Genomic DNA, 23,504 nt, shown 5'->3' with positions numbered 1-23,504 from the left:
TCGGGCACCGAGATCCTTTCAGATCAGGCCGGGTTCACCCGTACATTTTTCGCAGTTCGGCGACCGACTCGGCCATGAGGGCGCGCAACTCGGGCGGGCCGAGCACCTCCACGCTCGCGCCCATGCGCAGCAGCAGCCAGCGGGCGTAGGTGATGGACTCGACGGGCACGGTCAGGGTCCGCCAGCCCTCCGCGTCGGGCTCGGCTCCGGCGGCCAGCGCGGTGGCCACCACGTCGGCGCCCATGGTGTAGGAGAGCAGCTCCTCCATGCCGGGGGCGATCTTGATCTCCGCCGTCGCGGTGTACATCCGCTCGCGGAACTCCGCCGCGTACGCCTTCCAGAACTCCCCCAGGTCGAACTCCGCGGGCCCGTCGAAGTGGCCGGGCAGCGTCCGTACGGTGAGGACCCGGGCCACCCGGTAGGTGCGCGGGCTCGCGCCCGGCGGGGCGGCGACCATGTACCAGGAGCCGCCCTTGAGCACCAGCCCGTACGGGTGGACCAGCCGCTCGACCTCCTGCCTGCCCCAGCGCCGGTAGGTCATCAGCAGCGGCCGCCGCTCCCACACCGCCTCCGACACCTCGCTCAGATGCGGCACGTCGTCGGGGCTGCGATACCAGCCGGGCACGTCCAGCAGGAACCGCTCGCGCATCCGCGCGGCGTGTGAGCGCGGCTCGGGCGGCAGCGCGGCCAGCAGTTTCAGCTCGGCGTTGGCCGCCACCTCGGCGAGCCCCAGCTCGGCGGCCGGCCCCGGCAGCCCGGCCAGGAACAGCGACGACGCCTCCGCCACCGTAAGGCCGTTCAGCCTGGTGCGGTAGCCGTCGAGCAGCTGGTAACCGCCCGCGGGACCCCGGTCGGCGTAGACCGGCACGCCGGCCGACGACAGCGCCTCCACGTCGCGGTAGACCGTCCGGACCGACACCTCCAGCTCTGCGGCCAGCTCGGGCGCGGTCATGCGGCCGCGCGTCTGCAGGAGCAGCAGGAGGGAGAGCAGGCGGCTGGCACGCATGGTGCAATTGTATTGCGCACATTATCTGTGTTTGTATGAACATATGGAGCGTTTACATCACATCATGAACAGGCTGCGCACCAACGACAGCGTCTCCGTCGCCGAGCTGGCCGACGAGCACGGCGTGTCCGAGATGACGATCAGGCGCGACCTGGACGAGCTCGCCCAGCAGGGCGTCGTGCGCAGGATCAGGGGCGGCGCGCTGTCGCTGCTGCTGCGCGGAGAGGAGCCGCCGTTCGGCATCCGCGAGCGGGAGGCGACCGAGGCCAAGCAGCGGATCGGCGCCGAGACGGCCGCGTTGATCGCCGACGGGGAGGCGGTGGTGCTCGACGGCGGCACCACCGCGCTGGAGGTGGCGCGGAGCCTGCTGGAGCGCCGACTGACCGTGCTGCCGCTGGCATTGCAGGCGGTCTCGCTGCTGGCGTCCGCGCCACGCGTGCGGCTCGTCCTGCCAGGAGGAGAGGTACGGCCCGGCGAGCTGAACTTCATGGGCCCGCTCACCGAGAGCTCGATCAGGGCGCTGCGCTTCGACACGGCGGTCATCGGCTGTTGCGGGCTGTCGTCCGAGCACGGGCTGACCGCGCACGACCTGCCCGAGGTGGCGGTCAAGCAGGCGGCCATCGCCGCCGCCCGCCGGGTGATCGCGGTCTGCGACTCGGGCAAGTTCACCCGGACGGCGTTCGGCGCCGTGTGCTCCATCGCGCGGCTGGACGTGGTGGTGACCGACGACGCCATCCCCCGTGACCAGCACGACGCCCTGCTCGCCGCCGGCGTCACCGTCCGCCTGGTCAAAGAGCTCGCGTGAGGCCGCTGAGCCGGGCCCGCGTCGCCGTCTACCTGCTGTTCCTGCTCGCCGGGGCGGCCATCGGCACCTGGACGGCCCGGATCCCGGCCATCAAGCAGGACCTCGGGCTCAGCGACGGGCAGCTCAGCCTGGCGCTGCTGGCCATCGCCGCCGGGGCCATGGCCGGCATGCAGTCGGTGGGCCGCCTGGTGGACCGTTACGGCAGCTCCCGCGTCATGCTTCCCGCCGCCCTGGCCCAGGGCGTGGTGCTGGTGCCGGCCGCGTACGCGCCGAACCTGCTCACGCTGGCGGTGGCGCTGTTCGGCTTCGGCATCGTGCACGGGGTGCTGGACGTGTCCATGAACGCCAACGCCGTGGAGGTGGAGCTGGCGTGGGGCAGGCCGATCATGTCGTCGTTCCACGCCGTCTTCAGCGTCGGCGGGTTCGCGGGCGCCACGCTCGGCGGCGTGTTCGCGCACGTCGAGCTGTCCCCCGCCGCGACGTTCTGGACGGGCGGCCTGGTGATCGCCGCGCTCGCCGCGTGGGCGGCCCGGTGGGCGCTGCGCTCGGTCCCCGCGCCCCCGGCCACGGCGGGAGAGCGGGCCGGGCCTCCCCGGGGGATCGTCTTCCTCGGCGTGCTCGCGTTCTGCTGCCTGGTGGGCGAGGGCGCGGCGGCCGACTGGAGCTCGGTCTACCTGCGCGACGAGCTGGGCTCCTCCGCCGGGTTCGCCGCCGCCGGGTACGCCGCGTTCGCCGCCATGATGACGGCCGGCCGGCTGGCCGGGGATCGGCTGGCGGCGCGGTTCGGCCCGGTGCCGCTGGTGCGGGCCTGCGGGCTGCTGGCCGCCTTCGGGCTCGGCACGTCACTGCTGGCCGGGCATCCGGTGGCGGCGGTGATCGGGTTCGGCTGCTTCGGCGCGGGCCTGTCGTGCATCGTGCCCCAGGTGTTCTCCGCCGCCGGCCACCGCGACCCGGCGTACGCGGGCCGGGCGCTGGCCAGGGTGGCGAGCATCGGCTATCTGGGCTTCCTGTCGGGGCCGGTGCTCATCGGCGCCGCCGCCGAACTCACCGGCCTGCCACGCGCCCTGGCCCTCCCGGCGCTGCTGGCCGCCTTCGTCGCCCTGACCGCCACCGCTCTGCGCACGCGGGTGCGCGCTTAGCACTCCGCCGACCATCCCAGGCCGTGCTCCCTAGTACGACGATGGTGGCGCATTCACCGCGCCCCTACCTGGCTACTGCGATGGCCGCCGTCACTCTCGTCCTAGCCGAACTGCTGCCAGGCCATCCGGGTCACCATCGCCACCACCACGCACAGCAGGATGATCCGTACGAATCCCGTACCGCGTCTGATGGCCATGCGCGCGCCGAGCTGCGCGCCCGCGATGTTGAACGCGGCCATGCCCAGCCCCAGCCCCCACAGCACGTGCCCCTGCGCCCCGAACACGAACAGCGCGCCCAGGTTGGTCCCGGTGTTGATGATCTTCGATGAGGCGGACGCGGACACGAAGTCGAGCCCGAGAATGGTGGTGAACGCGATGATGAGGAACGTCCCCGTACCAGGCCCCATGATCCCGTCGTAGAACGCGATGCCCACCCCCGCGACGACCACCGCGACGGTGACCCTGGTGTTGGTGCGCAGGTGCGGATGCGCCACCGAGCCGAGCGCCGGCCGCAGCGTCACGAAGGCGGCCACGCCGAGCAGGATCACCATGACCGCCGGCCGCAGCACCTCGGCCGAGATCGCCGCCGCGGCCGAGGCGCCGAGCCCGGCGCTGAGCACGGCCAGCCCCGCCCCCGGCAGCGCCACCTGCCGGTCGAACTTGGCGGTCAGCGCGTAGGTGACGGCGGCCGAGGCGGTCCCGAAGACGGAGGAGAACTTGTTGGTCGCCATGGCCTGCACGGGCGGGATGCCGGCCATCATCAGCGCGGGCAGTTGCAGCAGCCCGCCGCCGCCCACGACGGCGTCCACCCATCCCGCTCCCGCCGCCGCCACCAGCAACATGAGCACCTGTTCCAGCGGCACGCGACTCCCCGTTTTCCCCGATAAACCCCCGAGAGACCCTATAACCTCCCTTTTTCCCGCCCGATACCGCCCGTGCGCTAGGAACGCCGTACGTTCAGCGCCTCGATGCCGTCCAGCAGGAGATTGAGGCCGAACAGGAAGTCGGCGTCCTGCACCCAGCCCTCCGCTCCTCCGAAGCCGCCCGCGCGCACCGCGGCCGACAGGGCGGGGTAGCTGAGCGGATCAAGCACCTCGGCCAGCACCTCGCCGTAGTCGGCCGCCCCGCCGACCCCGTCCTCGGCCGGTTCGCCCGACGCCGCGCTCATGCCGTACGTGAGCGTGGCGTCGGACAGCGCGTAGCCGGTGAGCACGGTGGCCGCCCTGAGCTTCTCTCCCTCGTCGAGCGCGGTGCCGCCGAGCGCGTCCAGCGCCCGGTCCAGCCACAGCAGGCGCCTGGGCCCCATCGGCGGGGTCATCCGGTCGAGGGACAGCAGCCATGGGCGTTCGAGCAACAGGTCGCGGTTGGCCCGCGTCCAGACGGCCAGGTAGTCGCGCCACGGCAGCCCGCCACGCGCGGGCGGCTCGGGAACGGCTCCCGCCCCCACATGCGCGCCACGACGGGCGGCAACGCTCGCTCCTGTGCCATCGAACTCCCTTCACGGACTGCGTACGTGATATAGCTTAGTAACCATGTACGACATACACAGTAGGACGCACGCAATTACTGAAGCTGCGATCCACGCCCGCGGCCTGCACAAATCCTTCGGCGGCACCCACGTGCTCACCGGAGTGGATCTGACCGTCCCGCCGGGCACCCTGCAGGCCCTGCTCGGGCCGAACGGGTCCGGCAAGACGACGACCGTACGGATCCTGACCACCCTGCTCGCCCCCGACCGCGGCACCGCCATCGTCGGCGGCCACGACGTCACCCGCGAGAGCGCCGCGGTGCGCCGCAGCATCGGCCTGACCGCCCAGCAGGCCACCGTCGACGGCCTGCTCACCGGCAGGGAGAACCTGGAGTTGTTCGCCGGCCTCTACCACCTGGGCAGGCGCGAGGCGCGCCGCCGGGCGGCCGAGCTCCTCGAACGCTTCGACCTCGCCGCCGCCGCCGACCGCCGGGCCGCCACCTACTCGGGCGGCATGCGCCGCCGCCTCGACCTGGCCGCCAGCATGGTCGCCGCCCCCAGAATCCTCTTCCTCGACGAGCCCACCACCGGCCTCGACCCGCGCAGCCGGGCCGAACTGTGGTCGGTGATCCGCGAACTGCTCGCCGCCGGCACCACCATCCTGCTGACCACCCAGTATCTGGAGGAGGCGGACCACCTCGCGGACCGCATCGCGGTGATCCACACCGGCCGGGTCGTCGCCGACGACACCCCGGCCGCGCTCAAACGCCAGGTGGGCTCGGAACGCCTGATCCTGCGCCTGGCCCACGCCGCCGACCTCCCCCGCGCCGCCGCCACCCTGCCCCCGGGCGACGCCGCCCCGCATCTCGACCCGGACGCCCGTGAACTCACCCTCGCCGTCCAATCCCCCGACCACCTGCGCCACACCCTCGATCTCCTCCACCGGGCGGGCATCCCGATCGCGCAGGTGGAACTGCGCACTCCCACCCTGGACGACGTCTTCTTCGCACTCACGGCGACCACCCCACCCCTGACCCCCGCGACGCCCTGAAGCTCTCCACGGAGACGCCAAGCCCCCACCCGCGACCAGGGCCACCCCCTCCCCCTAAGCCCGAATCGAGCGGAACCTCCCTACCCGACCCCGCAACCCGAGGACACCCCCCGCCCGAACCGCAGCCCCAGGGCCACCTCCCCGCCCGAACCCGCAACCCCAGGGCCACCCCCCTGCCCGAACCGCAACCCCAGGGGCGCCTCCCCGCCCGGACCCGAATCGGAGGCGACATGACCTCCGCTCTGGAAGACCTTCCCGCCAAATTCGCAACGGAGCCGACATGACCACCACCACCACAGCGCCCGGCCGGCCGGACCGCGCCCCCTCCGTGGCGACGACCCTCGCTGACCTGCGCCGCCTCGTCACCCGCACCCTGCGCCACGAGGCCCGCACGCTCGACGCCCTCCTGGTGAACATCGCCCTGCCGATCCTCATCATGATCATTTTTGTGTACGTCTTCGGCGGCGCGATCACCACCGGATACAGCGGCCTGGCCTACATCGACTTCGTCGTCCCCGCCGTCCTGCTCATGGCCGGCGGCTACGGCGCCGCGCTGTCCGCCGTCAACATCGCCGAAGAGATGACCGGAGGCATGATCGACCGCTTCCGCACCCTGCCCATCAGCGGCTGGACCCTTCCCGCCAGCCACGTCATCGCCTCACTGCTCCGCAACGTGGTCACGACCGGGTTCGCCCTGACCGCGGCCGTCCTGCTGGGCTTCCGCCCCGACGCCACCGCCACCGACTGGGCCCTCGTCCTGGCGCTCATCTCCGGCTACATCCTCGCGGTGTCCGCCCTCGCGATGCTGTGGGGCCTGCTCGTCACCTCACCCCAGGCGGCGGGCGCCTTCAGCTTCACCGTCATCTTCTTCCCGTACCTGTCCGACGGCGTCGTCCCGGCGGAGACCATGCCGCCGCTCCTGCGCGGGTTCGCCGAGCACCAGCCGACCACCCCCATGGTGGAGACGCTCCGAGCCCTCCTGCTCGACCGGCCGATGGGCGACGCCGGCTGGCTGTCCGCGGCCTGGCTCACGGCCGGCGTAGTGATCAGCATGCCGATCGCCGCCCTCCTCTTCCGCCGCCGCACCACGGCATGACCCCACCCGCATCCCTCACCCCGTCGAGTCGCCATCTGTCGAGTCACCGCCCATCGGGCTCCGGTCCATCAGGCCACCGACCATCGAGTCACCGTCTATCGGGTCGCCGCCTGCCGCCCGCTGCCACTGCCCGCCGGCCCTACCGTCACCGAGCCGACCCCTCGCCTTGCTAACCGGAACAGCGTTCCCTATTGTTAGCGGAGCATCGTTCCGATTAACCAGGATGCCAGACCGGTGGCTGGACAGCTCAAGCCACGCTCCTTTTAGGGAACATGTCCCCACTCAGAACTCCGGCAGCCCCCCGGTCGGCGCCGTCGGTGTTGAAAGGACCCAACGGCTCCATGCCACCCACACCTCAGCCCAGTTTCGGCATTATGACCGTCCCCCAGCAGATCGGCTACCACGACATCCTGCGGGTCTGGCGCGAGGCGGACACCATCCCGGAGATCGAGCACGCGTGGTTGTTCGATCACCTCATGCCGATCGGCGGCGACCCGGGCAGACCGGCCTACGAAGGCTGGACGCTGCTCTCGGCCCTGGCCGCCCACACCCGGCGACTGCGGCTCGGCGTGATGGTGACCAGTAACCGACTCCGTCCGCCCGCGATGCTGGCCAAGATCGCCACGACCGTCGACATCGTCTCCGGCGGACGCCTCGAGTTCGGCATCGGCGCCGGCTCACGACCCGACCACCCGCTGGCTCGGCGCGAGTACGAAGCACACGGCCTGCCCTTCCACGACTTCGCGCACGCCGTGGGGAGCCTGGCCGAAGCGTGCACGGTGATCCGGCGGTTGTGGACCGAGGAGAAACCGTTCGACCTCCACGGCACCTACCACCACCTCACCGGAGCGTTCGGCAACCCCAAACCCGTCCAGCGCCCCCACCCGCCGATCCTCATCGGCGGACGGTCGTCCGCGACGCTACGCGTGGCCGCCGAGCACGCCGACATGTGGAACATCCCGGGCGGCGACATCGACGACGCCGCCGAGCGCAGCGCACTGCTGGACCGCTACTGCGCCGAGGTCGGCCGCGACCCCGCCTCGATCACCCGCTCGATCCTCCTGCCCGTCTCCTACGACCACCCCAGCACCACACGGGCCACGATCGGCGAGGCGCTCGACGCCGGCTTCCCGCACATCGTCCTCGGCCTGTCCGCGCCCTACTCCGAAAACGTCGCGCGATGGGTCACCGACGAGCTCATCAGCGCATCGGCCCCGACAGGCCTCTTGCACAGTCCGTAACGAGAGCGGGACGACCCCTCGAACGAGGACATCTCTCCTGTACGGTCCGCAAACTGAGCGGGACGACTCAGAATTTCGACCCTCGCGGTGTCCGGCCTGGGCCCGGTGGGTCAGTGGGTGGAGGCTAAGGTGCGCTTTCTGGAGGCGTAGATGTCGTCGATCAGGTGGTAGGTGCGGGCCTGCTCCGCCGTGAAGATGCGGTCTCGTTCGATGTCCTTGCGGATCTCCAGTGGTGTGCGGCCGGTATGCCGGGCCAGGATCTCCTCCTGCTGGTCGCGCATGCGGAGGATCTCTCTGGCGTGGATCTCCATGTCGCTGGACTGGCCGCGGCCGCCTTCCGTGGCGGGCTGGTGGAGGAGGACGCGGGCGTGGGGCAGGGCGGCGCGCTTGCCGGGGGTGCCCGCCGCCAGCAGGACCGCCGCCGCCGATGCCGCTTCGCCGATGCAGACGGTGTGGATCTCCGGCCGGACGAACTGCATCGTGTCGTAGATGGCCGTCATCGCGGTGAACGAGCCGCCAGGCGAGTTGATGTAGAGGTTGATGTCCTGGTCGGGGTCGATCGACTCCAGGGTGAGCAACTGCGCCATCACGTCGTTGGCGGAGGTGTCGTCGATGGGGGTGCCGATGAAGATGACCCGGTCCTCGAAGAGCTTGTTGTAGGGAGTCATCTCCTTGATGCCGTAGGACGTGCGCTCGGTGAAGGAGGGCAGCACGTAGCGTCCGCTCATGTCAGTTCATCCTTTCGGCGAGGTGGTCGACGAAGCCGTACTCCAGCGCCTCCTGGGCGGTGAACCAGCGGTCCCGGTCGGAGTCGGCCTGGATGCGCTCCAGAGGCTGGCCGGTGTGGTGGGCGATGATCTCGGCCATCCGGCGCTTGGTGTGGAGGAGGTTCTCGGCCTGGATCTGGATGTCGGTGGCCGAGCCGCCGATGCCACCCAGCGGCTGGTGCATCACGACCCGGGCGTTGGGCAGGGCGTAGCGCTTGCCGGGAGCGCCGGCGCAGAGCAGGAACTGGCCCATGGACGCGGCGAAGCCCATCGCGACCGTCGCCACGTCGCAGGGAATGAACTGCATCATGTCGTACAGCGCCATACCGGCGGACACGGATCCGCCCGGGGAATTGATGTAAAGGGTTATGTCCGCCTTGGAATCCTCGGCCGCCAGCAAAAGCAACTCGCCGCACAGCTTGTTACAAATGTCGTCGTCGACCTCCTGGCCGAGAACGAGGATGCGCTGCTGCAGGAGGCGCTGGCTGAGCTGGTCAGGCCACTGCGAGCGCTGATTCTCCGTCATGGGCATCGCCTTTCCGCGGAAATCATTTACACCGAAGACGCTAACCCCGGGCCTCGCGAACAACGGAATCTTTTCGCTGGGGGCGCATTTCTCGCCAGGCGCATTCATCCGTGAGCGAATAAAGGTCGACATACAATCACCACTGTGAGATGGAACCGCTTGCTGACCCGGCGCTGGGCATGCCTGATCCTGGGCGGGGCCCTGTTGATGCCGTACATGATGGCGGGGGTCCTCATCTCCGGGCTGGCGCGGGGCGAATCGGCCGACCTGCTGCTGCCCGTGGAGATCGGCGTCTTCGGCGCGGTGCTGCCCGTGGTCGCGCTCACCGGGCTGTTCCTGCCCGTGCGCTCGCTGGAGGTGAACGCCGCCCAGGGACTGCTGGGCGCCCGTGTCGAGTTCGCGCCGGGTCCGGCGTACGGTCGCCGGTCATGGCAGGAGCGGCGGCGCACGGCCGCCTGGTTCACCCTGCACCTGGGCATCGGTGGCCTGGTCAGCGGGTTCACGCTGGCGGTCGTGCCGTTCACCCTGTTCACCCTCGCGCTGCCGTTCGTCACCCTGTCGACCAAGGTGCTGGGCTTCGCGGTGGAGACCGGCTGGCCCGGGGTCGGCTGGGCGCTGCTCGGGCTGGGGGTGCTCGCGCTGCTGGTCCTTGTGGTGGCCGGGGCGGGGGCGCTGCTGGCCAGGCTGGCCCCCGTCCTGCTCGGCCCCACCCCCGCCGAACGGCTCGCCACCGCCGAGGAGCACGCCCGCACCCTGGCCGAGCGCAACCGGCTGGCACGGGAGTTGCACGACTCGGTGGGCCACGCGCTCAGCGTCGTCACCCTGCAGGCCGCCGCCGCGAGCCGGGTCCTCGACCGGGACCCGGCCACGGCCAGAACCGCGCTAGCGGCGATCGAGCAGTCGGCCCGCGCCGCCCTGGAGGACCTCGACCACGTCCTGGGCGTCCTGCGCGAGGACGAAGACCGGGACAACGGCGTACGGCGCGGAAGCGAAAATCACCACGAAAGCGGGCAGCACGAGGGTGGCGGGCGGAACGGGGGCACCTCGCGGGGCGGGCAGCGCTCACTTGAGCCGAGCAGGACGTCACGGGCGCCGCAGGCGACGCTCGCCGATCTCGACGCGCTCGTGACCGCCTCAGGCGCCGAGGTGCGGCGGGAGGTGGGCGACCTGTCCGGTGTCCCCGCCGTGATCTCCAGGGAGGCCTACCGCATCGTCCAGGAGGCACTCACCAACGCGATCAAACACGGTCAGGGACCGGTGAACCTGGCGGCCGGAGTACGGGAGGACGTACTGGATCTTCAGGTCACCAACACGACAGCAGGCGCGGGCGTCGGACCCGGCGGCGGGCACGTTGCCGGAGACGGCGCCGGACCCCTCGGCCGGCCCGGCGGCGAGATCTCCGCCGGGGACGGTGCCGGGCACGGGGGCGGCAGGGGGATCACCGGGATGGCCGAGCGGGTGCGGCTGCTGCGCGGCGAGTTGGACGCCGGCCCGGTGGAGGGCGGCTGGAGGGTGTCGGTGCGCCTGCCGCTACGGTCGTTGTCATGACAATCAGGGTCGTGGTCGCCGACGACGAGGACCTCATCCGCACCGGTCTGCGTATCATCATCGACTCCGAGCCCGGCCTGAGCGTGGTCGGCGAGGCCGCTGACGGCGCGGCGGTGCTGCCGGTGGTGCGCCGCGAGCGGCCCGACGTGGTGCTGATGGACGTACGGATGCCGGCCGTCGACGGCATCCAGGCCACCAGCCGGCTCAAGGAGCTGGCGGAGCCGCCGAAGGTGCTGGTGGTGACCACGTTCGAGAACGACGACTATGTCTACGACGCGCTCCGGGCGGGCGCCGACGGTTTCCTGCTCAAGCGCGCCCGCCCGGACGAGCTGGTACGGGCCGTCAAGCTGGTGGCCTCCGGCGAGTCGCTGCTGTTCCCCGCCGCGATCCGCACGCTGGCCGGCCGCCGGCCCGTCGCCGAGGTGCCCGGCATCGACCGGCTGACCGGCCGCGAGGGTGACGTGCTGCGCCTGATGACCAAGGGGCTGTCCAACGGCGAGATCGCCGCCGAGCTGGTGGTCAGCCCGGAGACCGTCAAGACGCACGTCGGGAACGTGCTCACCAAGCTGGGCGCCCGCGACCGCACCCAGGCCGTCATCGCCGCCTACGAGTCCGGCTTCGTCTCACCCCGCTGACGCGCACCGCAGGACTCCGTACGGCGATCTTCCGCGTGCGCGGCCCGTACGACCTGGGACTATCTCCGCACCAGGTCGGCGACCGGCAGCCCGGTGGCCTGTGCCGCCGTCATGCCGGTGGCCGCGAGATGCTCATCCACCAGGCGCAACCCCACCGCATACCCCGACATATCCGGAATGCCGCGCGGCTCCTGCCCGAACAGCCGCATGGCACTGTCCCCCAGCACGTACGCGGACGTATGCTGCATGCCCGCCAGCTCGAAGTCCGCCATGATCAGCTCGTGGGCCCGGTCGTACTCCTCCCCCCGCACCATCCCCGACCAGGGTCCCATGGCCTCCGGCCCGGACAGTTCCCTGACGAACGCCTCCGCCAGCCCCTCCGCCACGACATGCTCCCCGACCGTCACGGTCACCGGGTCCCACTCGACGTTGGCGTAACGCACACTGTGGTGGAACTCGTGGACGGCCAGATGCGCGATCCTGCCGATGACCTCCTCGTCGGGCCAGGCGAGCAGGTACAACCAGCCAGGCGCGCCGCCCATGCCGTAATAGCCGCCGCTGACCTTCATCAGGTGCCCGTCGTCCGGGTTCCCCAGCACGAACATCACCTGCAGCGCCTCGGCCTGCTTCAGGTGCCCCAGAGCCTCGGCGGCCCGGGTCAGCTCCCGTTCGACCTGCCCGAGCACGTCGGTGTCGGCCAGCCGCTGGACGGCGTCGAGATAGCGCGGGTCGTCGGCGTCGACGCGGAAGCCGCCGCCCTGGTGGTGAATGCCGACGATGTCTCCCGGCATCGGAATGGCGGAGCGGATCGGGGCGAGTATCTCCCGCAGGGCGTCAGGCCGCCGCTCCAGCGGCAGCCGCAGCAACGCGCCCATGGCGGCGACGGTGTCGTGCACGATGAATTCCATGCCGTGGACGCTAGAGCCTCACGTCACGGGAGGTTCAACTCACAACTGCGGCTCCTGCGGCGGCTCGTCGCCCGGCGACCGTCCGGGCGTCGGCTCGCCGCTGCGCGGGGCCGACGGGGACGGCGACGGCTCCGGGTAGGGCGTGGAGGGGACGGGCGGCGGCGTCGGCAGGAACACCGTCGGCGGCAGCTGCCTCGGCATCGGATCGCCGCCGGACCTGCCCAGCAGCATCAGCAGCACGATCGTCACCAAGAGCACCAGCAGCGCCAGGAGCACGGCCACGGCGATCAGCACCCGCCGCCGCGTCTCGGTGAGCGGCCTGCGGCGCACCGGCGCGGCCAGCGCGGGCGTCCGGTCGGTCAGCCAGTAGGGGACGAAGTCGGGGCCGTGCGCGACGCCGATGAGCGTCCCGCCGACCATCACCGGCTCCAGGAACCGCTCGGCCCCCGGCTTGCCCGGCACGTACGCGACCGCCACCCACGGCGCGTGCCCGGTGTTCATGTCGAGCACCGGCGGCGCGTCCTCGGTGACGGTCGCGCGCCCCTTGGAGCCCAGCCCGAGCCAGCTCCGCACGCCCGACCGGTCCCCCGACGGCGCGGCCTCCTGCAGCGCGGTCACGAATCTCTCGCGGGCGGCCGCGTCGATCGCCGCCCCTCGCGTGAGTACGGCCAGCGAGACCGCACGCCCGTCGGACGCCTGCCCGAGATAGACGAACCCCGCCGGCGCCGAGTGCAGGCGGGCCTGCACCACGAACGGCCCCAGCCGTGGCGGATCTCCGTACTGCAGCGGACTGGCCACATCTGCCATGAAAGCACAGACGTGGCGTCGTGCACGTTTGCGGCACGTTTGGTGGAATAGCGTCATGAGCGTCGCCGAAGAGCAGCCAGGCGGAACGGACGCGGCCCTGCTGCGTCAAACCCTCGACGAGGTACGGCGTGTCATCGTGGGGCAGGACCACATGGTCGAGCGATTGGCCGTGGCCCTGCTGGCGCGCGGCCACTGCCTGCTGGAGGGGGTGCCCGGTGTGGCCAAGACGCTGGCCGCCGCCACCTTGGCCACGGTCGTGGGCGGCACGTTCGCCCGCATCCAGTTCACCCCCGACCTGGTGCCCAGCGACATCGTCGGCACCCGCGTGTTCCACCCCTCCACCGAGAAGTTCGACGTCGAGCTCGGGCCGGTGTTCGTCAACTTCCTGCTCGCCGACGAGATCAACCGGGCGCCGGCCAAGGTGCAGTCGGCCCTCCTGGAGGTCATGGCCGAGCGTCAGGTCACGCTCGCGGGTGTCACCCACCCGCTGCCCAGGCCGTTCATCGTGCTGGCCACCCAGAACCCGATCGAGTCCGAAGGCGTCTACCCTCTGCCGGAGGTGCAGCGCGACCGGTTCCTGTTCCGGGTCCGGGTGCCGCATCCGAGCGCGCACGAGGAGCTGGAGATCCTGCACCGGATGAGCGTCACCCCGCCCACGCCCGCGCGGGTGCTCGACCCGCAGCAGCTGATGGCGCTGCAGGAGGCGGCCGAGCAGGTCTCGGTGCACCAACTCGTCGCCGACTATGTGGTCCGCCTGGTCATGTCCACCCGCGCCCCCGCCGAGTACGGCCTGGCCGACCTGACCGACACCATCGAGATCGGCGTCAGCCCGCGCGCCACCCTGGGCCTGGTCGCGGCCGGGCGCGCGCTGGCCGTGCTGCGCGGCCGCGACTACCTGCTGCCCGACGACGTGCGCGACGTGGCCGTGGACGTGATGGCGCACCGCCTGATGCTCACCTTCGACGCGCTGGCCGACGGCGTCGACCCCGAACAGGTCGTCAAGCAGATCCTGCACGCGGTGCCCCCGCCCCTCGTCGTCTGGAACCAGAACCGGTGAGCACGAGCGAACCCGACGTAGTGAGCGGAGTGGACGGGTGAGGAACGAACCCGGCCGCGTAGCGAATGAGGAGCGGTGAGCGACGCATGAATACCGCCGAGCAGGCGCTGCGCCGGCTGGAGCTCACGGTGACCAGACGGCTGGACGGCCTGCTGCACGGCGCGCACCAGGGCCTGCTGCCCGGCACCGGCAGCGAGGCCGGCGACAGCCGCGTCTACGTGCCGGGCGAGGACGACGTGCGCCGCATGGACTGGGCGGTCACCGCGCGCACGACCGTGCCGCACGTACGGGACCTGGTCGCCGACCGCGAGCTGGAGACATGGGCGCTGGCCGACCTGTCGCCCAGCATGGACTTCGGCACCGCCGACACCGACAAGCGGGACCTGGTGGTGGCCGCGGTCGGCGCGATCGGTTTCCTGGCCAGCAGGCTGGGCGACCGGTTCGGGGCGCTGGTGCTGCACGACGAGTTCGTGCACCGCATGCCGGCCCGCACCGGCAGGTCCGCGCTGTACGGGCTGCTGCACTCGCTGATGGACGCGCCGCGCGGTCAGGTGGTGCCCGACCCTCCCGACCTGGCCGAGGGCATCGACGTGCTGGCGGCCTCCCGCAGGCGGCGGGGCATGCGGGTGGTGGTGTCGGACTTCCTCGACGCGGAGCCGAGCCTGGACCCGGAGGCGGAGCGCCCGTGGGAGCGGCCGATCAGGCGGCTGGCCGCCCGGCACCAGGTGCTGGCGGTGGAGGTGATCGACCCGCGCGAGCTGGAGCTGCCGGACGTGGGCCGCGTCGCGTTCGCCGACCCCGAGACCGGGAAAGTACGCGAAGTGCACCTTTCACCCAAAATCCGCCACGCGTACGCCGAGGCCGCCGCCCTGCAGCGGGAGGGCACCCGGATCACCCTCCGCCGCGCCGGCGTGGCCCACCTCGTGCTCCGCACGGACCGGGACTGGGTGTTCGACATCGCGCAGTTCGTCCTGCGCCAGCGGCGCACGCGCCACCTGGCACACCGGAAGGTGACCCCTTGACTTTTCTGTCGCCGCTCTGGCTCTGGCTGTTCGCCCTGGTGGCGCTGCTCGTGGCCGGATACGTCGCGGCGCAGTTCGCGCGGCGCCGCTACACCGTGCGCTTCACCAACCTGGCCCTGCTCAACCTCGTCGCCCCGGCCGGCCCCGGCTGGCGGCGGCACGTGCCGCCGATCCTGTTCCTGCTCATGATGTCGCTGCTGGTCGTCGGCGCCGCCAGACCCGCCGACGAGGTACGCGTGCCGCGCGACCGGGCCACCATCATGATCGCCCTCGACGTGTCGCTGTCCATGGACGCGGCCGATGTCGACCCCGACCGCATCAGCGCCGCCAAGTCCGCCGCCCAGGCGTTCGTCCAGGAGCTGCCGGACCGGTTCAACGTCGGCGTCGTCTCCTTCGCCCGCTCCGCCAACGTGGTCGTCTCCCCCACCACCGACCACCAGGCCGTGGCGACCGCGATCGGCAACCTGACCACCAGGCCCGGCACCGCGATCGGCGAGGCGGTCTTCAACTCGCTCGACTCGGTACGCTCCTTCGACCGGGACGCCGTCACCGACCCGCCACCGGCCGCCATCGTGCTGCTGTCCGACGGCGACAACACCTCCGGCCGCTCGGTCAAGGAGGCGATGGACGCGGCCCAGCAGGCGAACGTGCCGGTCAGCACGATCGCCTACGGCACGCAGGAAGGGACGGTCTCCATCGACGGCCGACCGGTGAACGTACCGGTCAACAAGCAGACGCTGCAGGCTCTGTCCGACGGCACCAGCGGCCGCGCCTACACCGCCGAGTCGGGCAGCGAACTGCGCGACGTCTACGAGCAGATCGGCACCTCCCTCGGGTTCAAGCTGGTCAACCAGGAGATCACCCAGCAGTTCATCGTGGCCGCGATCATCCTGGGCCTGCTGGTCGCGGGCGCCGCGGTCCTGTTCGGTACGCGCATCCCGTAACGTTTTCCCACGTGGCCCATTACTTCTCCGAGGACCCGGCGACCACGAGCCGGCCCGGCTCGGTCGACCTGGTTCTGCCCGACCTGCACCTGCGGCTGGAGACAGACCGGGGCGTCTTCTCGCCCGAGCGGGTCGACCTCGGCACCCGCGTGCTACTGGAGTCGGTGCCCCCGCCGCCCCAGCACGGCGACCTGCTCGACCTGGGCTGCGGCTACGGCCCGATCGCGCTGACCATGGCCACGCGGGCTCCCGAGGCGACCGTCTGGGCGGTGGACGTCAACCACCGCAGCGTGGAGCTCACCGCACGCAACGCCCAGGCCGCCCGCCTTTACAAAGTACGGTCGGTGCATGTGGATGAGATGCCCCCCGACATCACGTTCCAGGCCATCTGGTCCAACCCCGCCATCCGCATCGGCAAGGCGGCCCTGCACGACATGCTCACCAGGTGGCTGACCCGGCTGGCGCCCGACGGCGTCGCCCACCTGGTCGTCCAGAAACACCTCGGCTCCGACTCCCTGCAGCGCTGGCTCGGCGAGCAGGGCTGGCAGGCCTCCCGCGAGGCCTCCAGGGCCGCCTACCGAATCCTTAAGGTGCACCGATGAGAAGGCAACTGCGCCCCACCGACGTCAAGCGGCTCAACCGGACCTGGCGCAGAAGCACCGGAAACCGGCTCGCGCTGATTCTGGAGTCGGTCACCGGCCCGTTCAACGTCGGCTCGATCTTCCGTAGCGCCGCCGCGTTCGGCGTCGACACGATCTGGCTGGCCGGCAACGCGACCCCGCCGACCAACCCGAAGGCGGGCAAGACCGCGCTCGGCACCGAACGCCTGGTCACCTGGCACGACGCGATGCCCGCCACCGAGGCCGTCAAGGCGGCCAGGGACGACGGCTACACGGTGCTGGCCATCGAGCTCACCTCCGACGCCCTCCCGCTGCACAAGGCCGACCTGGCCCGCAACGTGTGCCTGGTGGTCGGCAGCGAGGACCACGGCTGCTCCCCCGCCCTGCTGGACGCCGCCGACGGCGTCTGCTACATCCCGCAGGTCGGTCGGGTCGGCTCGTTCAACGTCTCGGTGGCTGCGGCCATCGCGCTGGCCGAGGCCCGCCGTCAGGAGTGGCAGAATCTCCCTGATTCGTAACCTCATTGTTCACCCGCGAGAGGCATACTGCAGACCGTGCTCAGCCGTCGATTCGCCTTTCTCGACCACCCGGGCCCCCTCGCCTTCGCCCACCGTGGCGGCGCCGCCGAAGGCGCCGAGAACTCGGCCGAAGCGTTCGAGCGGGCCGTGCGGCTCGGCTACACCCACCTGGAGACCGACGCGCACGCCACCGCCGACGGGGTGCTGCTCGCCTTCCACGACCACACCCTGGACCGGGTGACCGACCGGCGCGGCCGCATCTCGGAGCTGCCCTACAGCTCGGTCAAGCAGGCCCGCATCGGCGGCACGCACGAGATCCCGCTGCTCGAGGACCTGCTGGGCACCTGGCCGGACATCCGCTTCAACATCGACATCAAGGAAGCCGCCGCCATCGCGCCGCTGGCCGAGGCGGTGCGGCGCACCGACGCCTACGACCGGATCTGCCTGACCTCCTTCTCCGACGAGCGCCTGATGCTGGCCAGGGCGGCGCTCGGCCGTGAGGTCTGCTCGGCGCTCGGCCCGCGCGGCGTCGCCACCCTGCGCGCCGCCGCCACCACCTCCGGCTACGGCCGCCTGCTGGTCCGCCTGTCCCGGGCGGGCATCCCCTGCGCCCAGGTCCCGGTGGGCTTCCGCGGGCTGCGCGTGACCACCCGGAGCCTGGTCCGCACGGCGCACGCCGTCGGCATGCAGGTGCACGTCTGGACGATCAACGACGTCCCGCGGATGGAGCAGCTGCTCGATCTGGGCGTCGACGGCATCATGACCGACAACATCACCGGGCTGCGCGACGTGCTGGAGCGGCGCGACCAGTGGCATCCCGGCCGCATGGCCGCATAGGAGCGACTCGACACATGCCCACCCCCGCACCCCCCGCGGACCCCCCTGTGGACCCCACCGCCGAATCCCCCGCGGCTCGCAGACGCGAGCAGCGCGGCTGGTACGTCTACGACTGGGCCAACTCCGCCTTCTACACCACGGTCATCTCGGTCTTCCTCGGCCCCTACCTCATCGCGGTGGCCAGGACCGCGGCCTGCGCCCAGGACTTCCCGCAGATCGCCGCCGCGACCTGTGCGGACGGCTTCGACCGGTTGACCGTACAGAACCCCGGTTTGGGCTACGTCGACGTGCTCGGCATGGACATCAGGCCGGCCGCCTTCTTCGGGCTGATCACGACCGTGGCGGTGCTCGGGCAGATCCTCATCCTGCCGATCGTGGGCGCGCTGGCCGACCACATCGGCCGCAAGAAGGAGATGCTCGGCGTCTTCGCCTACGCGGGCGCGCTGGCGGCGATGGGCCTCTACTTCGTCGAGGGCGACCGCTACCTGCTCGGCGGGGTCCTGTTCATTCTGGCCAACCTGGCCTACGGCTCCTCGATCGTGGTCTACGACTCGTTCCTGCCGCAGATCTCCACGCCGCAGGAGCGCGACCACGTCTCCTCCCGGGGCTGGGCCATCGGCTACCTGGGCGGCGGCCTGCTGCTGGCCCTCAACCTGGTGCTCTACCTCAACTACGAGGCCCTCGGCCTGACCCAGGGCGAATCGGTGCGGATCAGCATGATGTCGGCGGGGCTGTGGTGGGCCACGTTCACGATCGTCCCGCTGCTGAGGCTGCGCAACCGGCCGGTCCCGGCACACGAGCGCACCACGCGGGCCGCGGTCGGCGGCAGCTTCCGCCAGCTCGGCCGCACGCTCAAGGGGCTGCGCCAGTATCCGCTGACGCTGCTGTTCCTAGTGGCCTATCTCGTCTACAACGACGGCATCCAGACGGTCATCGGCAACAGCTCGGCCTTCGCCTCCGAGGCGCTCAAGCTGAAGCCGGAGGTGCAGATCAGCGCGATCCTGATGGTGCAGTTCGTCGCCTTCTTCGGCGCACTGCTGCTGGGCTCGCTGGCCCGCCGGTTCGGCACCAAGCGCACGGTGCTGGCCAGCCTCGTGCTGTGGACGGTCATCGTGGTGATGGCGCTGTTCGTGCGCGAAGGCGACGCGCTGCAGTTCTATCTGATGGCCTTCGCCATCGCGATCGTGCTGGGCGGCAGCCAGGCGCTGTCACGCTCGCTGTTCTCCCAGGTGATCCCGAAGGGCAAGGAGGCGGAGTACTTCAGCCTCCTGCAGATCAGCGACAAGGGCTCGGCCTTCATCGGCGCGCTCACGGTGACGATCGCGCTGCAGCTCACCAACAGCTACCGCATCGCCATCCTGTCCATGATCGTGTTCTTTGTGCTGGGCTTCGTCCTGCTGGCCCTGGTCAACCTGCCCAAGGCCATCCGCGCCGCCGGCAACGAAGTCCCCGAGGGAATCTGAGCTCACCATCGTCGAAGAAAGCGGAGGTCAGGCAAGATCTTCGGCCGCCACGCCCGGGCCGCCACACGCTCGTCCCCCGGCCGACCGGCCCCGGCTCCTGACGCCTGACGACGCCCCGCCGTCCTAACTGCTAGCCGGTAGCGCGATTGGATCACGCCGTGGATGGGAATCCCATCACGGTACCAAGCGTTACACACCGTGGGAGACAGACCCCCCACGCATGGGGGCCCTGTAGGAGGCATTTAAACATGGGCGAGCGCGCGCTTCGTGGCACCCGGCTCGGGGCAACCAGCTACGAGAACGACCGTAACACGGATCTGGCCCCCCGCCAGGAGGTGTCCTACACCTGCCCAAAGGGTCATCACTTCGACGTTCCGCTTGCCGCCGAGGCCGAGATCCCCGCGACCTGGGAGTGCCGCATGTGCGGCGCGACCGCGCTGCGGGTGGACGGCGAGCAACCGGAGTCGAAGAAGACGAAGCCCCCGCGGACACACTGGGACATGCTTCTAGAGCGGAGGTCCATCGAGGACCTGGAAGAGGTGCTCAACGAGAGGCTGGCGGTCCTGAGGGCCCAGCGTCGCAAGAGCGCCTGACGACATCTCACGGTGAAAACCCCCGGGCCGGCGGCCCGGGGGTTTCTCTACGCCCGCATGCACCCCGCCTGGTCCGAAGCGCGTGGTCACTCGCACTTCGTTCCGGCGTGCGGGTCAGGCGTCGTGGTCCTCGCGGATGACCTCGCCGTGCACGACCCGGCCCTGCGGCGACTCCCCTCGCGCCGCACCCGCGGGCGCCGCACCCGGCGGGGCCGGAAAGAGGTTCGCGTACGGCGAGGCCGCCGCCATCCTCTTGACCCGCCGGTCGAAGAACCACACGCCGAGCCGCCGCATCGCCGGCCTGGTGAACGGCAGGATGCACAGCACCCCCAGCACGTCACTGAAGAACCCCGGCGTCAGCAGCAGCACGCCACCCACCAGGATGAGCCCGCCGTCGGCCAGCTCGCGATCGGGCATCCGGCCCGCCTGCAGTGAGCTCTGCAGGCTGTTCCAGGCCCTGCGCCCCTCGCGGCGGACCAACCAGGTGCCCAGCAGACTGATGATGACCAGCAGGCCCACGGTCGGCCAGCCGCCGATCACCGTGCCCACCTGAATGAGCAGCCAGATCTCCAGCACGGGGATCACCAGGAAAGCCAGGAAAAGCAGGAGCCGCATCGTCGCCTCGCTTCAGCATTCGTCTACGTCAAGGACAACGCCCGGTGCGGCCGATGCGTTCCGGAGACGCGACAGGATCAGAAACCACGAGATCAGCCACCGTGAGATCGGACACGGCAGGAACAGACGCTGTGGGATCGAGCACGCGGTGGGACCGAGCACGCGGTGGGACCGAGCACGCGGTGGGACCGAGCACGCGGTGAGACCGGACACGGCGGGGTCTGACATGCGGATCGGACGCGGCGGGGTGCCGGTGGGTCAGCCTCGACGTCTGCGTAGCCTGGTCGGCAGGCCGGTGACGCCCCACTGGGCGACGCGCCAGAACGCCTCGGCCATGACCCGGCCGCTCATCTTGCTGGTGCCGACGGTGCGCTCCACGAACGTGATCGGCACCTCGGCCACCCGCAGCCCGTGCCGCGCCGTACGCAGGGTGAGGTCCACCTGGAAGCAGTAGCCCTGGGACTCCACGTCGTCCAGGCCGACCTTGTCCAGGGTGGCCGCCGGGTAGGCGCGGAAGCCCGCCGTCGCGTCGCGGACCGGCAGGCCGAGCATGATCCGCGTGTAGAGGTTGGCCCCTCTGGACAGGAGCTCCCGCGAGGCCGGCCAGTTGGTCACCCGGCCGCCGGGGACGTAGCGTGACCCGATCGCCAGGTCGGCGCCGTCGGCCAGCGCCGCGAGCAGCTTGTTCAGCTCCTCGGGCTGGTGCGAGCCGTCGGCGTCCATCTCCACCAGCACGTCGAAGCCCTCCGCCAGGCCCCAGCGGAATCCGGCGATGTAGGCGGCGCCCAGCCCCTGCTTGACGGGCCGGTGCAGGACGTGGATGTGGTCGTCGTCGGCGGCGAGTGCGTCGGCGATCTCACCGGTGCCGTCGGGGCTGCTGTCGTCGGCCACGAGCAGGTGCGCCTCGGGCAGCGCGGCCCGCAGCCGCTCGGCGATCTTCGGCAGGTTGTCGCACTCGTTGTAGGTCGGGACGATGACCAGCACCCGCCCAAGAGTCTCCATCGTCACTCATTCCCCATCCGGTCGTGCCGTCGCCTGCGCCATACGGCCGCGAGGACCGCCGCCGCTCCCAACACGATCAATGCCCACTCCGGCACCGCTCCGACCTTGGTGGCGACCGTCGTCTCGGTCTGCACCGGCACCTTCACCACGGTCATGTCGGCGACGAGCTCACGAGTCTGCCAGGAGACTTTACCGTCAGGCGTGACAAATGCGGATATGCCAGTGGTTGCGGCGGTGACGACGGCCCTGTTGTGCTCGACGGCCCGCAGCTTGGACATGGCGAGCTGCTGCGCGGGGAGGTTGGACAGCGCGTAGGAGGCGTTGTTGGTCTGCACCACGATGGGCGTGGCGCCGGTCCGCACGGTCTCGCGCACGGTGTCGTCGTAGGCGACCTCGTAGCAGTTGACCGCGCCGATGGTGACCGGCCCCAGCTTCAGGTCGCCCGGCTTCTCACCGGGGACGGACTGCCTGCCGACCAGCGAGGCGCGGTCGTACAGGGCCATCACGAGGTCCTTGAACGGGGTGTACTCGCCGAACGGGACGAGTCGCTGCTTGTCGTAATAGGCGCCCGGTCCGGTGACCGGGTCCCACGACAGGCTGCGGGTGGCCCGGTGCTCCTCGCCGATCGCCACCACGGCGCCGACCAGCGTGGGCACGCCGACGTCCTTCACCGCCTCGTCGATCGTCCGATGGGCGAAGGCGTCGCGGTAGGGGTCGATGTCGGTGGAGTTCTCCGGCAGGACCACCAGGTCGGGCTTGGGCAGTTCGCCGGCGCGCACGGCCCTGGCCAGCCGCTTGGTCTCCTCGGCGTGGTTCTTCAGCACGACGGCGGGCTCGTCGCCGAGGAAGTCCATCCCCCGGCCGGGCACGTTGCCCTGGACGATGCCCACGTTGACGGTGCGCCCCTCGTCGGCCGGCCGCGGCACCGCCAGGCCGAGCAGGGGGACGAGCAGGGCGAGCGCCAGCGGGATCGCCTGCCTGACGCCCGCGGCGGGCCGCAGCAGCGCGTAGGCGAGCAGGGCGCCGCACAGGGCCACGGCGAACGACACCAGCGGCGCGCCGCCCAGCGCGGCGTAGGGCGTGAAGACCGACTCGCCCTGGCTGAAGGCCACCCGCGCCCAGGGGAAACCGCCGATCGGCACCAGCCCGCGGAGCCACTCCATGGCCACCCAGAGCGCGGCGAAGTAGAGCGGCCACAGCCGCAGCCTGAACACCAGCGAGACCGGCACCGCCATGGCGGCGTAGAACAGGCTCTCGACGCCCACCAGCATCAGCCAGACGTCGTCGCCGATCGTCCGCACCCAGACCAGCGCCGGCAGCAGGAACACCACGGCGCCCAGGAAGGCCACCCAGGCCGCCCGTCGCGGGCGCGCGCCGTAGAGCGAGGCCACGACCAGCCCCAGCCCCAGCGGGGCGCACAGCCACCAGTCCAGCGGCGGGAAGGACAGGAAGAGCAGCACGCCACCGGCGACGGCGGCGGCCACGCGGCCGGACAGGACCCATTTCGACTCGGGAGCGGGCGTGCGGCGGCGCGGCTCGGCCGCGACCGGACCGGGCGCGAGGGTGGGCGACGGGCCCGTCTTTTCCTGCACCACTCAGGTTCTCCTCGCGATTGGCACGCCTGCCTTGCGAAAACGCTACCGCCCCGGGGCCGCGCTCAGGTCACGGCACGACCATGGGATGACGCCATCCTGGGCTGCGGCGTACCTGGCCGGACTCCAGAGCGGCGGCGGCGGGCGACCGGCGGCGCGGAAGCGGGAGGAGCGGTGGCGAGGGGAGCGGCAGGGCGGTCTCGTCGTGGACGAGACCACCCGGCGCGCTGACGATCCTGGGCAC

At 71.1% G+C, this 23,504-nt stretch carries 26 protein-coding genes; 15 read left to right on the top strand and 11 right to left on the bottom strand.

Annotated elements, in window-relative coordinates; all coding sequences use genetic code 11:
• Positions 1-34 precede the first annotated feature (34 nt).
• Positions 35-1,006: a helix-turn-helix transcriptional regulator gene (locus IEY87_RS21770; RefSeq protein ID WP_189140564.1), complete on the bottom strand. Its 972-nt coding sequence runs from the start codon at positions 1,004-1,006 to the stop codon at positions 35-37.
• On the opposite strand from IEY87_RS21770, the gene IEY87_RS21765 reads away from it, so the two are divergent.
• Positions 1,005-1,811: a DeoR/GlpR family DNA-binding transcription regulator gene (locus IEY87_RS21765; protein ID WP_372462252.1), complete on the top strand. Its 807-nt coding sequence runs from the start codon at positions 1,005-1,007 to the stop codon at positions 1,809-1,811. The two genes, IEY87_RS21770 and IEY87_RS21765, sit on opposite strands and share 2 nt — an antisense overlap.
• A complete protein-coding gene (locus IEY87_RS21760) occupies positions 1,808-2,950 on the top strand; it encodes an MFS transporter (protein ID WP_225277234.1) in 1,143 nt (380 codons plus the stop codon). Before IEY87_RS21765 ends, IEY87_RS21760 begins: the two co-directional genes overlap by 4 nt.
• A gap of 101 nt (positions 2,951-3,051) precedes the next feature.
• Here the strand turns inward: IEY87_RS21760 and IEY87_RS21755 are convergent, their stop codons facing one another.
• On the bottom strand, positions 3,052-3,813 hold the full coding sequence (locus IEY87_RS21755) for a sulfite exporter TauE/SafE family protein (protein WP_189140562.1): 762 nt from the start codon (positions 3,811-3,813) through the stop codon (positions 3,052-3,054).
• A gap of 77 nt (positions 3,814-3,890) precedes the next feature.
• A complete protein-coding gene (locus tag IEY87_RS21750; RefSeq protein ID WP_189140561.1) occupies positions 3,891-4,397 on the bottom strand; it encodes a TetR/AcrR family transcriptional regulator C-terminal domain-containing protein in 507 nt (168 codons plus the stop codon).
• Positions 4,398-4,482: 85 nt separating this feature from the next.
• Between IEY87_RS21750 and IEY87_RS21745 the strand changes: the two genes are divergently transcribed.
• From IEY87_RS21745 to IEY87_RS21735, 3 genes are all read left to right on the top strand, one after another.
• On the top strand, positions 4,483-5,469 hold the full coding sequence (locus tag IEY87_RS21745; RefSeq protein WP_189140560.1) for an ATP-binding cassette domain-containing protein: 987 nt from the start codon (positions 4,483-4,485) through the stop codon (positions 5,467-5,469).
• A 280-nt stretch (positions 5,470-5,749) separates the two neighbouring features.
• On the top strand, positions 5,750-6,565 hold the full coding sequence (locus tag IEY87_RS21740; protein ID WP_189140559.1) for an ABC transporter permease: 816 nt from the start codon (positions 5,750-5,752) through the stop codon (positions 6,563-6,565).
• Positions 6,566-6,939: 374 nt separating this feature from the next.
• The gene (locus IEY87_RS21735; RefSeq protein ID WP_225277233.1) at positions 6,940-7,806 is read left to right on the top strand and encodes an LLM class flavin-dependent oxidoreductase; all 867 of its coding nucleotides are present in this window, start codon (positions 6,940-6,942) and stop codon (positions 7,804-7,806) included.
• A 110-nt stretch (positions 7,807-7,916) separates the two neighbouring features.
• Here IEY87_RS21735 and IEY87_RS21730 read toward each other — a convergent pair whose 3' ends face one another.
• On the bottom strand, positions 7,917-8,534 hold the full coding sequence (locus tag IEY87_RS21730; RefSeq protein ID WP_189140557.1) for an ATP-dependent Clp protease proteolytic subunit: 618 nt from the start codon (positions 8,532-8,534) through the stop codon (positions 7,917-7,919).
• Between the two features lies 1 nt (position 8,535).
• Entirely contained in the window at positions 8,536-9,099 is a 564-nt protein-coding gene (locus IEY87_RS21725) for a ClpP family protease (protein WP_189140556.1), read from the bottom strand.
• Between the two features lie 144 nt (positions 9,100-9,243).
• Between IEY87_RS21725 and IEY87_RS21720 the strand changes: the two genes are divergently transcribed.
• Both IEY87_RS21720 and IEY87_RS21715 read left to right on the top strand, forming a co-directional pair.
• Positions 9,244-10,647 (top strand): sensor histidine kinase, encoded by a 1,404-nt coding sequence (locus IEY87_RS21720; RefSeq protein WP_225277232.1) that lies wholly within the window; start codon positions 9,244-9,246, stop codon positions 10,645-10,647.
• Positions 10,644-11,282: a response regulator transcription factor gene (locus IEY87_RS21715; protein ID WP_189140555.1), complete on the top strand. Its 639-nt coding sequence runs from the start codon at positions 10,644-10,646 to the stop codon at positions 11,280-11,282. Before IEY87_RS21720 ends, IEY87_RS21715 begins: the two co-directional genes overlap by 4 nt.
• A gap of 59 nt (positions 11,283-11,341) precedes the next feature.
• On the opposite strand, the gene IEY87_RS21710 is transcribed toward IEY87_RS21715, so the two are convergent.
• Entirely contained in the window at positions 11,342-12,190 is an 849-nt protein-coding gene (locus IEY87_RS21710; RefSeq protein WP_189140554.1) for a DUF2268 domain-containing putative Zn-dependent protease, read from the bottom strand.
• A 39-nt stretch (positions 12,191-12,229) separates the two neighbouring features.
• Positions 12,230-12,997: a hypothetical protein gene (locus IEY87_RS21705; RefSeq protein ID WP_189140553.1), complete on the bottom strand. Its 768-nt coding sequence runs from the start codon at positions 12,995-12,997 to the stop codon at positions 12,230-12,232.
• A gap of 55 nt (positions 12,998-13,052) precedes the next feature.
• On the opposite strand from IEY87_RS21705, the gene IEY87_RS21700 reads away from it, so the two are divergent.
• The 8 genes from IEY87_RS21700 to IEY87_RS21665 all read left to right on the top strand — a co-directional run bounded on the left by IEY87_RS21700 (position 13,053) and on the right by IEY87_RS21665 (position 20,051).
• Positions 13,053-14,054, top strand: coding sequence for an AAA family ATPase (locus tag IEY87_RS21700; protein ID WP_189140552.1), 1,002 nt, complete (start codon positions 13,053-13,055; stop codon positions 14,052-14,054).
• A gap of 86 nt (positions 14,055-14,140) precedes the next feature.
• On the top strand, positions 14,141-15,076 hold the full coding sequence (locus IEY87_RS21695) for a DUF58 domain-containing protein (protein WP_225277231.1): 936 nt from the start codon (positions 14,141-14,143) through the stop codon (positions 15,074-15,076).
• A complete protein-coding gene (locus IEY87_RS21690) occupies positions 15,073-16,020 on the top strand; it encodes a VWA domain-containing protein (RefSeq protein WP_189140550.1) in 948 nt (315 codons plus the stop codon). The genes IEY87_RS21695 and IEY87_RS21690 overlap by 4 nt, the downstream gene beginning before the upstream one ends.
• An 11-nt stretch (positions 16,021-16,031) precedes the next feature.
• Complete coding sequence (locus tag IEY87_RS21685) at positions 16,032-16,622, top strand: class I SAM-dependent methyltransferase (protein ID WP_189140549.1); 591 nt, start codon at positions 16,032-16,034, stop codon at positions 16,620-16,622.
• Positions 16,619-17,158 carry a TrmH family RNA methyltransferase gene (locus tag IEY87_RS21680; RefSeq protein ID WP_189140548.1) on the top strand — a complete coding sequence of 180 codons (540 nt, stop codon included), beginning with the start codon at positions 16,619-16,621 and terminating at the stop codon, positions 17,156-17,158. Before IEY87_RS21685 ends, IEY87_RS21680 begins: the two co-directional genes overlap by 4 nt.
• A 36-nt stretch (positions 17,159-17,194) precedes the next feature.
• A complete protein-coding gene (locus tag IEY87_RS21675) occupies positions 17,195-17,995 on the top strand; it encodes a glycerophosphodiester phosphodiesterase family protein (RefSeq protein ID WP_189140547.1) in 801 nt (266 codons plus the stop codon).
• 14 nt (positions 17,996-18,009) lie between these two features.
• Positions 18,010-19,458: an MFS transporter gene (locus tag IEY87_RS21670; protein ID WP_189140546.1), complete on the top strand. Its 1,449-nt coding sequence runs from the start codon at positions 18,010-18,012 to the stop codon at positions 19,456-19,458.
• Between the two features lie 248 nt (positions 19,459-19,706).
• A complete protein-coding gene (locus IEY87_RS21665; RefSeq protein ID WP_189140545.1) occupies positions 19,707-20,051 on the top strand; it encodes an RNA polymerase-binding protein RbpA in 345 nt (114 codons plus the stop codon).
• A gap of 114 nt (positions 20,052-20,165) precedes the next feature.
• On the opposite strand, the gene IEY87_RS21660 is transcribed toward IEY87_RS21665, so the two are convergent.
• The 4 genes from IEY87_RS21660 to IEY87_RS21645 form a co-directional block, all read right to left on the bottom strand.
• Positions 20,166-20,666 (bottom strand): FxsA family protein, encoded by a 501-nt coding sequence (locus tag IEY87_RS21660; RefSeq protein ID WP_189140544.1) that lies wholly within the window; start codon positions 20,664-20,666, stop codon positions 20,166-20,168.
• A 258-nt stretch (positions 20,667-20,924) separates the two neighbouring features.
• Positions 20,925-21,668: a polyprenol monophosphomannose synthase gene (locus tag IEY87_RS21655; RefSeq protein WP_189140543.1), complete on the bottom strand. Its 744-nt coding sequence runs from the start codon at positions 21,666-21,668 to the stop codon at positions 20,925-20,927.
• Positions 21,669-21,670: 2 nt separating this feature from the next.
• Positions 21,671-23,263 (bottom strand): apolipoprotein N-acyltransferase, encoded by a 1,593-nt coding sequence (lnt, locus tag IEY87_RS21650; protein ID WP_189140542.1) that lies wholly within the window; start codon positions 23,261-23,263, stop codon positions 21,671-21,673.
• Positions 23,264-23,330: 67 nt separating this feature from the next.
• Complete coding sequence (locus IEY87_RS21645; RefSeq protein WP_189140541.1) at positions 23,331-23,504, bottom strand: hypothetical protein; 174 nt, start codon at positions 23,502-23,504, stop codon at positions 23,331-23,333.

The sequence above is a fragment of the Nonomuraea glycinis genome (assembly GCF_014646515.1).
Taxonomy (GTDB): domain Bacteria; phylum Actinomycetota; class Actinomycetes; order Streptosporangiales; family Streptosporangiaceae; genus Nonomuraea; species Nonomuraea glycinis.
This window is presented reverse-complemented; position numbering and strand designations above follow the sequence as displayed.